At 63.2% G+C, this 13,342-nt stretch carries 10 protein-coding genes; 5 read left to right on the top strand and 5 right to left on the bottom strand.

From position 1 onward, the window contains the following. Positions 1 to 75: 75 nt before the first annotated feature. From NTU39_RS24445 to NTU39_RS24435, 3 genes are read left to right on the top strand one after another with little or no spacing between them, the layout of a single operon-like run. On the top strand, positions 76 to 1,377 hold the full coding sequence (locus tag NTU39_RS24445; RefSeq protein ID WP_150666197.1) for a hypothetical protein: 1,302 nt from the start codon (positions 76 to 78) through the stop codon (positions 1,375 to 1,377). Next, positions 1,319 to 3,049 (top strand): glycoside hydrolase family 44 protein, encoded by a 1,731-nt coding sequence (locus NTU39_RS24440; RefSeq protein ID WP_257958765.1) that lies wholly within the window; start codon positions 1,319 to 1,321, stop codon positions 3,047 to 3,049. The genes NTU39_RS24445 and NTU39_RS24440 overlap by 59 nt, the downstream gene beginning before the upstream one ends. A gap of 52 nt (positions 3,050 to 3,101) precedes the next feature. Next, complete coding sequence (locus NTU39_RS24435) at positions 3,102 to 4,400, top strand: lipopolysaccharide biosynthesis protein (protein ID WP_150666196.1); 1,299 nt, start codon at positions 3,102 to 3,104, stop codon at positions 4,398 to 4,400. A 44-nt stretch (positions 4,401 to 4,444) separates the two neighbouring features. Here the strand turns inward: NTU39_RS24435 and NTU39_RS24430 are convergent, their stop codons facing one another. Together NTU39_RS24430 and NTU39_RS24425 are read right to left on the bottom strand one after the other, a co-directional pair. After that, the gene (locus NTU39_RS24430; protein WP_257958764.1) at positions 4,445 to 5,377 is read right to left on the bottom strand and encodes an NAD-dependent epimerase/dehydratase family protein; all 933 of its coding nucleotides are present in this window, start codon (positions 5,375 to 5,377) and stop codon (positions 4,445 to 4,447) included. A gap of 13 nt (positions 5,378 to 5,390) precedes the next feature. Next, positions 5,391 to 7,100, bottom strand: a complete 1,710-nt coding sequence (locus NTU39_RS24425) for an FAD-dependent oxidoreductase (RefSeq protein WP_257958763.1) — start codon at positions 7,098 to 7,100, stop codon at positions 5,391 to 5,393. 138 nt (positions 7,101 to 7,238) lie between these two features. Here NTU39_RS24425 and NTU39_RS24420 point away from each other — a divergent pair, with 138 nt between their 5' ends. Next, the gene (locus tag NTU39_RS24420; protein WP_150666193.1) at positions 7,239 to 8,054 is read left to right on the top strand and encodes a WecB/TagA/CpsF family glycosyltransferase; all 816 of its coding nucleotides are present in this window, start codon (positions 7,239 to 7,241) and stop codon (positions 8,052 to 8,054) included. 48 nt (positions 8,055 to 8,102) lie between these two features. On the opposite strand, the gene NTU39_RS24415 is transcribed toward NTU39_RS24420, so the two are convergent. Further along, positions 8,103 to 9,518, bottom strand: a complete 1,416-nt coding sequence (locus NTU39_RS24415) for an undecaprenyl-phosphate glucose phosphotransferase (protein ID WP_246184728.1) — start codon at positions 9,516 to 9,518, stop codon at positions 8,103 to 8,105. A gap of 277 nt (positions 9,519 to 9,795) precedes the next feature. After that, entirely contained in the window at positions 9,796 to 10,311 is a 516-nt protein-coding gene (locus NTU39_RS24410; protein ID WP_150666192.1) for a glycine zipper 2TM domain-containing protein, read from the bottom strand. 466 nt (positions 10,312 to 10,777) lie between these two features. On the opposite strand from NTU39_RS24410, the gene NTU39_RS24405 reads away from it, so the two are divergent. Further along, positions 10,778 to 12,256, top strand: coding sequence for an MFS transporter (locus NTU39_RS24405; protein ID WP_257958762.1), 1,479 nt, complete (start codon positions 10,778 to 10,780; stop codon positions 12,254 to 12,256). 194 nt (positions 12,257 to 12,450) lie between these two features. On the opposite strand, the gene NTU39_RS24400 is transcribed toward NTU39_RS24405, so the two are convergent. Beyond that, on the bottom strand, positions 12,451 to 12,927 hold the full coding sequence (locus tag NTU39_RS24400) for a CBS domain-containing protein (RefSeq protein WP_150666190.1): 477 nt from the start codon (positions 12,925 to 12,927) through the stop codon (positions 12,451 to 12,453). Positions 12,928 to 13,342: the final 415 nt, after the last annotated feature.

Here is a 13,342-nt window from a genome sequence, read left to right as displayed (position 1 = left end):
GTTCGTGATGCAAACCCGTCAAGTCTACTTATCGATTTCAACCGCTTCGTGACAGCTGCGCAGCCCTCTCTCGAAATGAAGCCCGCCACCTCCGGTGCGATCGCCGGGACGACCGACGATCTGCCTGACGTCTTCTCGGGTGGCTTGCCGCGCACGTTCGTCGTCGGCATTCTCGTGGCGCTGCTCCCGCTGTTCGGCCAGACGTTCCACTACATCACGGCGCTGTACCCGCTGTGGGCGCTCTCCAAAGCGTTCCCGATTCTGACGCTGCCGCTCGTGCTGCGGCTCGGCAGTCAGCCGCGTTTTCCGATCACGCGGCAGGTATTGCTGAGCTTCGCGTGGCTCGTGTTGGTGCCGAGCTTCGCGGCGGTGATTTACTTCCACGAAGGCTTTTTCACCAGCGTGACGGCGCAGGTGAAGTTGTTGCCGATTCTGTATTTCTTTTCCTTTCTCGCGCTGCTGCTCATGCTCAAGCCCACGCTGCATGAGCTGGGACGCAGTTTCCTGATTCTCGGCGTGGTCATCGTCGGTGCGCTGATTCTCATGTGGCTGCTGGTGCCGGCAAGCTGGTACAAGGAAACCTACGTTTTCGGACAAGCGCCGTTCTTCACGAACGACAGTCGCGGGCATCGCATTCGGATGTCGATGTATTTCCCGTTCATTCTGTTGTTTTTCTGCTATCGCCGCGCGTTCTTCGAGCGCAACGTGGGCTACCTGATCAGCGTGCTGATCGGTCTGGCGGTGGCGCTGCTGATCGTGAAATCGCGTGCACTCGCCATCGGCATCATGGGTGTGCTCGTCATCAACACGTTCGTGTGGGCGCGCCCACGTGCGCGCATCGGGCTGATGCTCGTGGCTCCGATTGTGCTGGTGGGCGTGTTCTCGATGGGGTATCTCGCGACCATCTTCAGCGCCAACGCGGAAACCGGTTTCGATACGCGCCGTATCTCGGCGCTGCTGGCGACACGCTTTCTCGGCAACGATTCGCTGCGCTGGCTCTTCGGCGTAGGCACGATCAGTCCGGCGAGCGGCGACACGCTGACCACTTATTTCCACCACTTCTTCTTCCTGGCCGACATCACGTGGCTCGGGATCGTGTTCGAGTACGGCCTGATCGGCGCGTTCGTCATTCTGTGTTTCCAGCTGCGCGGACTGTTCTTCTATCGACGCTTGCGCGCGGAAGTCGAGGACGATTTCCTCGGCGCGCTGTACGACTATCTGGTCTTCGTGCTGCTGGTGTCCTTCTTCTACCCGCCAACGCTCGCCCCGGGTGAGACCGCCGTGATTCTGGCGATCTTCGTCTACGTGTGGCGTGTGGGTGGCTTCGACCGTCGTGCCGTTCCCCGGAGTCTCCATGCGCGTGTTGCCGCGCCGTAGTGCGTCTTCCCAGTCGTCCTCGCTTTTCCGCGTCATTCCCCGTCTGATTCAGCTTGCGGCCGCGGGCGTGATGCTGTCGTCCGCCGCGTGCACCCAAGCCACGCCCGGCGGACCGCTGCCCGTAGAGATCGCCGTGGATGCGGCGGCCAACCGACATCCGATCAGTCCGCTGATCTATGGCATCAACTTCGGTACGACGGCGATGTTGCAGGATCTGCGCGCGCCGCTGAACCGTTCGGGCGGAAACAGTGCGTCGGCGTACAACTGGCGGCTCGACGCACGTAACGCCGGTCGCGACTGGTATTACGAGAGCCTGCCCGTCAATCCGGCGGATATCAACGATCAGTTCGGCGACCGCTTCGTCGCGTTGACGCAGGCCGCCGGGGCGCAGCCGATCATCACCATCTCCATGCTCGGCCGTGTGGCTACGCTCTCGCGCTCGCGCGACCGGCTGGCCAGCTTCTCCATCGCCAAGTACGGCCCGCAGCAGAACCACGACGTGGACGGCATGACCGACGCGGGCAACGGCATTCTGCGCGACGGCACACCCGTCAAGAACGATCCGGACGACGCCACCGTGCCCGACGATCCCGCAAGCCAGCAAGCCCGTGTGACGGCATTGGTGCAGCAGTTCGGCCCGGCGCGCGCGGGCGGTGTGAAGTACTACGCGATGGATAACGAGCCGAGTCTGTGGCAGTTGATCCACAACAACTCGCATCCGACGGGTGCGCACGCTAGCGAGATCGCCGCCAAGGTGATCGCATATTCGCGTGCGGTGAAGACGGCAGACCCTGGCGCCAAGGTGCTCGCGCCGGAAGAGTGGGGCTGGAACGGCTATCTCTACAGTGGCTTCGATCAGCAGTACTCGGTCACGCACGGCTACGCGCAGGCACCGGACCGTCAGGGCGAGACGGGCGGCATGCCGTACATTCCGTGGCTGCTCACGCAATGGAAGAAAGCCGGTCGTCCGGTCGACATCTTTAGCCTGCACTTTTACCCACAGAGCAAAGAGTACGAGGAACCGGCCGACGGCAACTCGACCGAGATTGCGCTCATGCGTAACCGGTCGACGCGCAATCTGTGGGATCCGAATTACAAGGATCCGACCTGGATCAACAGTGTGGTCGCGCTGATTCCGATGATGCGTCAGTGGGTGGATACGTATTACTACCCCGGCACACCCATCGCGCTCACCGAATATAACTGGGGCGCGGACACTCGCATGAACGGGGCGACGGCGCAAGCCGACATCCTCGGTATCTTTGGACGTGAGAAGCTGGACATGGCGACGCGCTGGGGCACGCTCGATCCGTCGATGCCGGTGTACAAGGCGATCAAGCTGTATCGCAATTACGACGGCCACGGCGGCGAATTCGGCTCGACCAGCGTGTCGGCCACCGTCCCCGATCCCGATGCGGTGTCGGCGTTCGCGGCCGTGCGTCCGAAGGACGGCGCGCTGACCGTCGTCGTCATCAACAAGCAACTCGACCGCGCGGCACAGGCCAACGTCTCGCTTGCCAATTTCGCTGCGTCGGGCACGGGTGAAGTCTGGCAACTGGCGGATAACAAATTGACGCGCCAGCCGGACCTCACCTATTCCGGTAGCGCGTTGCGCGCTGATCTGCCGCCGCAGAGCGTTCTGCTGTTTGTGCTTCGCAAAGCTGTGAACTGAGATGTCAGACACGCCAAACAGGTCCGCACCGTCTGTGAAATCCGGCGCTTCGATGCTGCGCGGCAGTGTGATCAGCCTCGGGGTGCGGCTGCTGGATTTGCCGAGCCGCTACGGCTTTCACCTGCTGATTGCGGCGGCGCTGGGCGTTGTCGAGACCGGTAACTTCTACATCGTCTTCAGCACAATGGTCGCGCTCGCAGGCTTCGGGCGTCTCGGCATGGATCAGGCGCTCACGCGTCAGTTGGCGATGGACATCGCATCGGGTGAGTCCGCCGCTGTGCGGCCGACGATCCGTCGCGCACTCACGCATGTGTTTATCGCGTCGGCCGCCGTCTCGGTGTTGCTCGCTGGCGGGGCTGCGCTTTTTGCCAACGACATCCTGAAGAAGCCGGAGCTTGTCGTGCCACTCATGCTGGGCGCGTTGTCGTTTATTCCGCAGAACATGGGCGCGGCGGTGGCGGGTGCGCTCGCGGGATTGCAACGCGTGGGCTTCAGCCAGATGATCTACTCGTGGCTGTGGCCTGCGGTCTTCTGCGTGGCGGCGATTCCGCTGGTGGCGACGGGCAAGCTTACGGTCGTCAACACGCTGATCCTCACAGCCGCAAGCTTCACTGTGGCAGCGTTGGTGGGCGCGGTGCTGCTTCGCCGTTTCCTGCGTGAAGTCCCTGCGGGTGCGCCGCATGGCGCGATTCCCGGCTTGCTCAAACCCGGTCTGTCGCTCTTCTCGCTCGAACTCACCAAGTTGCTGATTACGTCGGCACCGGCCATTGTGTTGGGGATTGTGGCGTCGTCGCGCGAGACGGGTTTGTTCGCGTTGGCGTGGCGTCTGGCGCTGGTCGTCAACATTCTGATCAGCGGCGTGACCGGCATGGCCGCGCCGCGATTTGCGAGTCTTTACGCGCGTCAGGATCTGCCGGGGCTCGAGCGCAGTGCGGCGCAGGCCATCGGGCTGGTGTTGTGTCTGGCGCTGCCGGTCACGCTCGGCATGCTCGTCATTCCGCAGTTCCTGCTGGGGCTGTTCGGTCACGGGTTCGACGATGGCGCGAGCAGCTTGCGCGTGCTCGCACTTGGTCAGATCGCAGCCGCCTGCTTCACCGCGATGCCGGAATTGCTCGGCATGACGGCGCACACGCGCGCGCTGATGCGCATCAACGTGGTGTCGGTCGTGGTGCTGCTCGTGGGGCTGGCGGCGTTCACGCCGATGGGCGGCAGTGTCGGTGCGTCGGTCGCGGCGTCGCTGGCGATTGCCGTGAACGGTGCCGCTGCCGCGTGGGCCGCACGCCGGTTGCTCGGCGTGTCGCCATTCGCGATGCTTTGGCGTTGGACGGCGGGGCGACTGTCGCGTCGTTGATTTGACGGACCGTTGCGGCCCCGCTGTATCGTAGCGACCGTGTCTTACCGGTCGCGCACTGCTTCCGCCAGAACCGCGTCGCGCCAGGGCGTCCACGACAGATCGAACGTCTTTTCCGCGCGGCTGCCGTCCAGCACGATGTCCTGCTGCCACAGACGCGCGAGCGACGGCGGCAACGGCGCAGGCAATCCCTTCACACCGATCTTTCGTCCCGCGATCTCGGCGATCTTGAGTGCCGGGGCGACGAGCTTCGTTTCGATCTTCAGACGCCGTCCGCCGATGCGCTTCACAGGCGTTGCTCCCAGCGCTATCGCGTAAGCGGTGAAGTACTCGTTCCAGCGCGGCGAGCCGGTCATGGCGAGGTTGTAGGCGTGACCGCCGGCTGCCGGGTTGCGCAACGCGTTCAGCGCGACCTTCACGACGTCGTCCACATGCACGAGGTTGCTATGCGCGTCGCCTGCGGCACCAAGGTCGCCGAGGCGGCCTGCGCGCAGCAGTTCGGCGATGCGTGCGGACCATTGCGGACTGCCGCCGCCGTACACACATCCCGGACGCAACAACGTCACCGTCGGCAGACCGGTCAACGCCTGCTCGGCTTCCACTTTGGCCATGCCGTAGGGACTCGCGCCGGCGAGTGCAGTGGATTCGTCGACATGACCTTCGGCAACGCCGTACACGGCCATCGAGCTGAAGTAGACGACAGGCAGCGGCGTGCTGCGTGCGTCCAGTGCCTGACGCAACGCGCGGGCATTCGCCACGATCGTTTCCGGCGACCCGGCGACGCAGTTCACCAGACCGTCGACGTCGGCGAGGGCTTCGCCCAGCGAGGCGGCAGACAACGCGTCGACCACGCGCATGCCTGTGCCCGGACGGCGCGATGCAGCGACGGGCTCTGCCCAGTCGCTGGCGGCGAGTGCGGCCACGATGTGACGGCCGATGAACCCGGTCGCGCCGGTAACAAGAATGCGAGCTTTCATAGGGCTGACGGGATCAGATAGCGGTGGAAGATGTCGAGGTGACGGGAACGGGCAGGGCGGTCACATTCGCCTGCCGCTGCAAATGGTCTGCGAGTCGCAGCGCGAGCGCCACGATGCTCAGCGTGGGATTGGCCTGACCCGACGTCGGGAAGACCGCTGCGCCCGCGATAAACACGTTGTCGGCCTCGTGCAAACGGCCATTGGCATCGACCACGCTCGTGCGCGGATCGTCGCCCATGCGGGCGGTGCCGATGTGATGGCCGCCGTAAGCGCCGTAGCGTGTCATCTCGGCTTCGACTTCGGCGGGATCGTAGGAGAAGCGGCCGACGCCGGTGCGTGCGATCTCCTGCGCGAGCGCGGCCAGCGAGCGCGTGACGGTCTCGACGTCCTGTCGCGTGTAGCGCCAGTCGATGTGAATGCGTCGCATGCCCAGCGCATCCCGCTCTTTGCCGACCATAACGCGGCTGTCTTCACAGGGCGCTTGCTCGGCGTGGAAGTCGAGACTGAAGCGCAGATTGGCCGGACGCACGATCACCGACGGGAATTTGCGCGTGGCGAGCGTGCGGTGCGTCAGCCAGTGCGTGAGGAAGCGCACGGTGTTGGGCGCATCCGCGATGACGTTGCGCGCGTGAGCCAGCCAGTTGCCTGCGCCGCCCGGCGCGTCGCCGTACAAACGCTTCGCATATTCGTACGGCACGATAGGCCGTGCGAGATAGAGGGCCGACAGAATGCCGTTGCCGTGCCCCGCGTCCGGAATGCGCGGGTGATGCAGACGGGCGATGAAGTTGCCTGCGTGGAGGTTGTGCTGCGCCTGTGGACGCAACGCGAGACGCCGACGGCAATAGATGCCTTCGTCGGAGACGTCGTAGCCGTGCCACACGGAACTGGCCCCCGACAGATCGAGCGTGCCGATAGTCCCGGCGATGTGGCTCATGTAGTAACGGCCGACGACATCGTGTGCGTTCCCCAGTCCGTTGCCGCTGACGCCGGGACTGTTCAGCAACAGACGCGGCACCTCCAGCCCCCCCGTCGCCAGCACATACGCGCGGGCCGCCACCGTGAAGGCTTTTCCGTCGAGCGTGTTCACTTGCGCGGGGCCGACGAGGCGCGTTGCGTGACTCGTCTGAGGCAGATGACAGAGATTGGCGTGCTGCACTACGCGCACGCGACCTTTGGCGAGACGGTTGCGGTAACGTGCGCCGAAGTCCGTCGGACAACTAAACCTTTCGAGTGTGTTCGTCGAGAAGACATCGCTCTCGAAGTTGCCGATCATCGGGCGCGAGGGATGGTCGGCGCGCGGAAATGCCTGCTCGGCGGTATATGCGAACTCACCCGCTTCGCATAGCACGTTGGCTTGTCCGTACCACGGCATCAGCGCGTCGAGGCCGATGGGCCAGCCGCTGTGCGGCATGTAGTCGCGCGCTTCGAAGTCGATGGCGTCGAGCGGCATGCAGCGTCCGCCCCACAGCGTGGTCGAGCCGCCGAAGCGGCGCACGCGATAGCTATCGGCAGGCGGATGCAGGCGTGCATCCGCGACGGTGCCCGTGTATAGCTGCTGCACGGCGGGCTCGGGGGCGTCGCCGCCACTCTCGAGCAGGATCACGTCGAGGCCGCTGGCTTCGAGCGCTAGCGCGAGCGTGATGCCCGCCGCGCCTGCGCCTGCGATGCACAAGTCGGCTTGCAGTTCGGTACCGGCAGGAATGTCGTTGGCGTCGAGGATCATCGTGTGTTCAAAATACGCGACGTGTTGTGAAAAGTGTCACTGACGTGCGCGAAGTGCGCTGCTACTATCGTGCCTGCTCTCGAATGCGTGCGGACGTCGCACGTCAAAAAAGCAGGGATACCAGGGGTACGAAACGTCATGAGCCGCGACACCGATCTGCAAGCTGCACCGGCATCTTCCGTACGCGAAGTCTTCGAGCCTAACGTCGCACTGTTCGGTCTGAACATTGCCGCCGTATCGTTCGAGACCGCCGTCGAGGTGCTCACGCAAACCGCCATGCTTCGCGATGGCCGCTCGCGCATCGTCGTCACGCCAAACGTCGACCACATCGTGCGTCTCGACACGCAGCCGGAATTCAAGCGCGAATATCGCAACGCCGACTTTCTCTTTGCCGACGGCATGCCCATCATCTGGGCGAGCCGCTTGTTCGGCAAGCCGCTGCCGGGTCGCGTGACCGGCGCCGACCTGCTGCCCGCGCTGTGCGACAACGCACGTGCGTCGGGCCGTAAAGCTGTCTTCGTCGGTGGACGTCCCGGACAGGAAGCCCAACTGACGGAAGGCTTGTCGCGACGTTTTCCCGGACTCGACTTTACGCTGCTGATTCCGTCGATGACGTTCGATCCGACCGGCGCCGAAGGCCAGGACATCGCACAGCGCGTTCGTGCCCTCGCGCCCGATCTCATCTTCGTCTGCCTCGGTATGCCGAAGCAGGAACGCTGGGCGATGGCGTACGCCGACACGATGCCCGGCGGTCTGATGCTCTGCGTCGGGGCTGCTATCGAATTCGCTGCTGGCATGCAAAAGCGTGCGCCGAAATGGATGCAGCGCACCGGTTCGGAATGGATGTATCGCATCTTGCAAAACCCCGGCCGTATGTGGCGTCGCTATCTCGTCGACGATCGCCGTTTCATCGGCATCTGCTGGCGTCAGTGGCGCGAACTCGGACGCAAGTAACCTGAACCGGGCAACGCGCCCGTTCGACTCTGACAGCCTCAGACAGCCTCAAACAGCATTACGTCCCGTCACCATGACGGGAATCGTCTTGAGCAGAATCTTGATGTCGAGCCACAACGACCAGTGCGTGATGTAGTAACGGTCGTATTCCACGCGCCGCTGCATCTTGTCCGGTGTGTCGGTTTCTCCGCGCAGACCATTGATCTGCGCCCATCCCGTGATCCCCGGTTTGACGCTGTGACGCAGCATGTAGCCGGGAATCACGCGCCGGTACATTTCGTTATGTTCTTCCGCGTGCGGACGCGGCCCCACGAGACTCATCGAACCGGCGAGCACGTCGAAGAGCTGCGGCAATTCGTCGAGCGACGTGCGGCGCAAATGCTTGCCGATTGCGGTAATGCGACTGTCGCCTGCATGCGCCTGACGCAGTCCGCCCGTGGCTGCTGCTGCGGCATCTTCGGGCTGCAACACGCGCATCGAACGGAATTTGTGAATGACGATCGGCTCGCCACGTTCGCCGTAGCGACGCTGACGGAAGAGGATCGGGCCGGGTGAGTCGAGTCGTACCGCGATGGCCACGGCCACCATCACCGGGCTGAGCAGCAAGATGATCACCGATGCGCCGAGCAGATCGATGCCGCGTTTGATCATGCGCAGCAGACCCTGCACGGTCACGTCGTGCAGCGCCAGCAGCGGCACGCCTGCGATGTCGGTGCTCGACATCGGCAAATCGCCGGGAAAGTTGAACTCCGGCAGCAAGTAGATGGCCGCCGTCGAATCGTACAGACGGTTGACGATCTCGCTGGTGAGCTCTTTGTTGTCCTGCTGGCCGATGGCGATGAAGACGATCTCGTACTCGTTGGCCTGAATGCGCGCGGCGGCGTCGGCGTAACGGCCGAGATAGGGCGGGAGGACTTCGCCGTCGTCCGGCGTGATCGGTGCTTCGCTGTAATAGCCCGCGACCTGAATGCCGAGAATCGGCGAGCGTTGCAGACGCAGATTCAGCTTGCGTGCTTCGGGCCCGAGTCCGAAGAAGGCCGCGCGGCGCTGATTGCCGGGGGCGTTGTTGATGCTGTGCGCCATGCCGCGCAGCACGGCAAGACCGATCATTTGCAGCGGCAGCGCGAGGAGCAGCCACTGGGCCACCATCATGCGCACGTCTTCGCTGCTCTCGTACGTCAGGAACAACAACACGATGGCGGTGACCAGCACGCGGCACCAGCGCATGGCACCGCGTCCGAGCATCCACCCGAGATTGCGGGCGCTGGCGAGCAGATGAAAGCGCGCGAAGACGATAAACGCTGCTGCGCCCAACGTGCAGACGAGCGTCAGTCCGTAAGGGGTATAGGGGTCGTGTCCGTTCAGTCGCAGGACGGTGAAAAAGGCGCCTGCATTGAGCACTGCGCTAAAGCCGCCGACCATCGCCATGAAAAGCCGATGGTGGTAAGTCGTCTGAGTCGACATGACGAAATTCGAAGGGTAGCGGTAACTGACGGACTCGACAAAGATCCGGAACGGCGGGGGCCCTCCGATGGTCGCACCGATTGCGCGCGTATCTTAGCAGGTCAAATTCGCTTTGCGTGTGACGTGCGAAGCCCGTGCGATGACGCGCACTAACCGTCAATTATGGGAGGCCGCCGTCCCCCGGGCGTCCCCCGTCTCCTTGAATGTCAGGCATGAAAACAACAACGCCCGCCGGGCGCAAACCCGGCGGGCGTTGTTGTTTTGCTGCGAATGTCGCTTAGTACGGGTACACCGTATCGTTCGACACTGCGGCGCGCTGGCCTTGCTGCACGCGCAGCGGCGGCGCTTGCGTGACGGTCGCGACACGGCCGTCGTCCAGACGCACGGTGATGCGATACAGCACGTTCGGCTCGCCCATGCTGTTCTCGATGCGGTTGCCTGCGATGCCGCCGATGGCCGCACCGGCAATGGTCGTGGCGGTGCGTCCGCGTCCGCCACCCATCGTGTTGCCGAGCAGACCGCCGGCCGCAGCACCCAGCACCGTGCCGAGAATGTTCGGGCTGTTGTTAGGACCGTTCAGTTGCTCGATGGACTGCACCGTGCCGTAAAGCGCACCTTGTTGTTGCGGAGGTTGTTGGTACCCCTGTTGATAGCCCGGCTGTTGGTAGCCTTGCTGATATCCCTGCTGGTAGCCCTGTTGCTGATAGCCATATTGCGGGCCCGGAGCCACGCAACCGGCGAGCATGACGGCGGCCAGTGCCGCGCTGATTCCCGTAAGTGCTTTGATCTTCATTTTTCGTCCTCGTGAGCGTGAGGTATTGATGTTTGCTAGGGGCATGTGACTGCCCGGTAGTGCCCGGTAGTGCGCATCTGCTACGACCACGATGCGGAATGTAGGGTTCCGCGGACCTTTTTGCTGTAAGAAAAGGTAAGCGACTGTAAAGACTGTGCATCCGCATGGAAGCGGCGTGGCGAGCGGGTTTGCCGCTGCATCAACGCCAACGCGCGACGATTCGAAGTGTTCCTCGATCATATTCCCATCTGGCGAGACGTGGTGTCATGCTCTGCAAACGCTTAACTCATGAGTGGGAATCGCTCGAGATTTGGGATGGTTGCGTGGTTTTTGGGCGTTAAATGAGCAAATTATGATGTGTGGAGCGGGAATCGTCTAAGCATATAACGAGAAAACACTTGGGTCGCCTCGGTACCAAGCGGTAACATCGCGACCTTTGGCATTCCGCTTTCTCTGGTTCAGTCTCATGTCAGTCGACGTTTCCCTGTCTTCCGCCGCGCCTGCGCAGGCGAGTTCCACAGCATCTTCCGCCGCGCGTGTCGGTGCCCCGGCCGTTATCCGTTCCGCAGCCGATGTCGCGCAACTCGTCAACGAGGGCGGCGCGCGCGTCTCCAACGCACGCTGGATCGTGGCGATCGCCCTCGGCGGTGTCTTCCTCGACGCCTACGATCTCGGTGCGCTCGCCTTCGGGTTGAAGGACGTTGCCCGCGAATTTCAACTGACGCCCGCTGGCACAGGCATGGTGGCGTCGGCCATTACGTTTGGGGCCATCGTCGGTGCGTTCCTCGGTGGGTACTTCACCGACCGGATCGGCCGTTACCGTGTGTTCATGGCCGACATGCTGTGCTTTGTCATCGCCGCCATCGCCTGCGCGCTGGCACCGAACGAGTACGTACTCGCCGGAGCGCGCTTCGTGATGGGGCTGGGCGTCGGCATCGACTTGCCCGTCGCCATGGCTTTCCTGGCGGAGTTCTCGAAACTCAAGGGACGTGGCAACAAGGCGGCGCGGGTGGCGATGTGGTGTCCCACCTGGTACGCGGCGATTTGCGGATCGTATTTGCTGGTGCTGCTGTGCTACTCGGTGTTGCCCGCGTCGCATAGCGCACTGCTGTGGCGGATCATCCTCGGCTTCGGTGCGATTCCTGCGCTGGCCATCATTGCCGTGCGTAGCCGCTATATGAGTGAGTCGCCGGTGTGGGCTGCCAATCAGGGTGACCTCGAAGGCGCGGCGAAGATTCTCAAGCGCTCATACGGGATCGATGCTGTCGTGGCGAAGGATGCGGAGCGTGTCGCGCAGAAGCGTCCGGCCGCGTGGAGCAACTACGGCAAGCTGCTCAAGGGTGTGTACCTGCGCCGTACGACGCTTGCGACCATCATCGCGGTGGCTTCGTCGTTCGCGTACAACGCGGTGGCGTTCGGGCTGCCGGTGATCATCGCCAGCTTCCTCGCGCAGTCGATGCTCACCACGATTCTGATGTCGCTCGCGCTGAACTTGTTGTTCGCGTTCACGGGCGGTTTGCTGGGCGTGCGTTTGGTGCCGAAGGTAGGGGCGTGGAAGCTGACAGTCGTGGGTTATGCATTCCAGTTGACGGCCCTCGTGGGTCTGGCGCTTGTCGGCAAGCCGGGCAATGGCGGTGAAGTGGCATGGGCGCTCGGTTTCCTCGCGCTGTTCCTGCTCGGGCAGGGCTTCGGCCCGGGGGCGCATTCGATGACGTTCGCGTCGCTGAGCTACCCGACGTCGCTGCGTGGTGTAGGCGTGGGCTTCAACCAGACGTTGATGCGCGGCAGCTCGACCGTCTCGCTGTTCCTGTTCCCGGTGCTGGCGGCCGCACTGGCCACCAAGGTGTTCTGGGTGATCGCCATCGCCCCGGCCATCGGGTTGCTGGCGTTGCTGGCGATTCGCTGGGAGCCGTCGAACTACGACGTCGACGCAGAAGATTTCTGAGCGCTGACGGTTTAGCGCGACGAACGGAACGCCACGCTAGCGCAAAGGCTAGCGTGGCGTTTTTCTTTGTCGTCGACAAAAAAAAAGCGGCGCTTCGCGTGAAGCGCCGTGCCCCTGATTCGCTGTCGGCGTTAATTCTGAGGTGCGTCTGAAACGCGTCTGACGCGCGGGAGCGGGTCGATCCGGCTTGCGCTTTAACTTGGGCGCGACGGCGAGGTGCCGACCAGGGCCGCGCCGCCGCCCATGATGTAGTTCTCCAACTGATCGATGGTGAACTGCTGTTCGGTAATGATGGCCTTGACCAGATCGCCGATGGACAGCAGGCCGACCAGCTCGCCGTCCTTCATGACAGGCAGGTGACGGATGCGATGCTGCGTCATCAGCGTCATGCACTCTTCGTTGGTCTGTTCGGGGCTGACGTAGCGCACGGCGGAGGTCATCACGTCGCGCACGGGCGTGTTGACGGAGGTTCGTCCCATCAGCGCGACTTTGCGGGCGTAATCGCGCTCGGTGAAGATGCCTACGATGGCGCGGTCGTCCTCGCTGACCAGTACTGCCCCGATGCGGGCTTCGGCCATCAGGGTCAGGGCATCGAGTACCGAATCGGACGGCCGCACTTTATATACCGTGTCGACCGATTTGGATTTCAGGATCTGAGCGACTGTTTTCATGGTCATTCTCCTGCGGGCTACGGGTACTTACAGCATAGTTGAGTGCGCGCTGCGCGTCACATCCGCGTTGACCCCGAGGGAAATCCGGCTGCTGGCGGGCCTCATTGGTGCATTGCGCCACAATTAGGCGACAAAAGCGTTCAAATGGGCCTGTGTGCGCCATTTTTTCCACACGGGCGACGGAGAAAGGCGTATCCTTGCGGGATCGGCGAAAATTCGCCGATCATCGCCTGACGATCGCGAAATGCTTTATCGGCGCCGCTGACAGCCATGTCCTGCGAGCCGGATCACTCGCTGTGCCGATGACGCAGACCGAACCGGTCTTCGCCCTCCCGACACGCACTGCTCGTCTTTGTGGCACTGCCGCAATGTGCCTTGTTCCTTCGAACCATCGCCGCTTTCGGTGCACCGTTTG

Origin of the sequence: Pandoraea commovens (assembly GCF_024704525.1) — a bacterium.
Taxonomy (GTDB): domain Bacteria; phylum Pseudomonadota; class Gammaproteobacteria; order Burkholderiales; family Burkholderiaceae; genus Pandoraea; species Pandoraea commovens.
The sequence above is the reverse complement of the archived record's forward strand: the minus strand, read 5'-3'. Positions and strand labels throughout refer to the sequence as shown.

Excerpts from the sequence above, each read along its gene's own strand:
- NTU39_RS24430 (WP_257958764.1), bottom strand. The coding sequence starts at position 5,377 with ATGAAAGCTCGCATTCTTGTTACCGGCGCGACCGGGTTCATCGGCCGT.
- NTU39_RS24410 (WP_150666192.1), bottom strand. The coding sequence starts at position 10,311 with ATGAAGATCAAAGCACTTACGGGAATCAGCGCGGCACTGGCCGCCGTC.
- NTU39_RS24400 (WP_150666190.1), bottom strand. The coding sequence starts at position 12,927 with ATGAAAACAGTCGCTCAGATCCTGAAATCCAAATCGGTCGACACGGTA.
- NTU39_RS24435 (WP_150666196.1), top strand. The coding sequence starts at position 3,102 with ATGCTGCGCGGCAGTGTGATCAGCCTCGGGGTGCGGCTGCTGGATTTG.
- NTU39_RS24405 (WP_257958762.1), top strand. The coding sequence starts at position 10,778 with ATGTCAGTCGACGTTTCCCTGTCTTCCGCCGCGCCTGCGCAGGCGAGT.
- NTU39_RS24420 (WP_150666193.1), top strand. The coding sequence starts at position 7,239 with ATGAGCCGCGACACCGATCTGCAAGCTGCACCGGCATCTTCCGTACGC.
- NTU39_RS24415 (WP_246184728.1), bottom strand. The coding sequence starts at position 9,518 with ATGTCGACTCAGACGACTTACCACCATCGGCTTTTCATGGCGATGGTC.
- NTU39_RS24445 (WP_150666197.1), top strand. The coding sequence starts at position 76 with ATGAAGCCCGCCACCTCCGGTGCGATCGCCGGGACGACCGACGATCTG.
- NTU39_RS24425 (WP_257958763.1), bottom strand. The coding sequence starts at position 7,100 with ATGATCCTCGACGCCAACGACATTCCTGCCGGTACCGAACTGCAAGCC.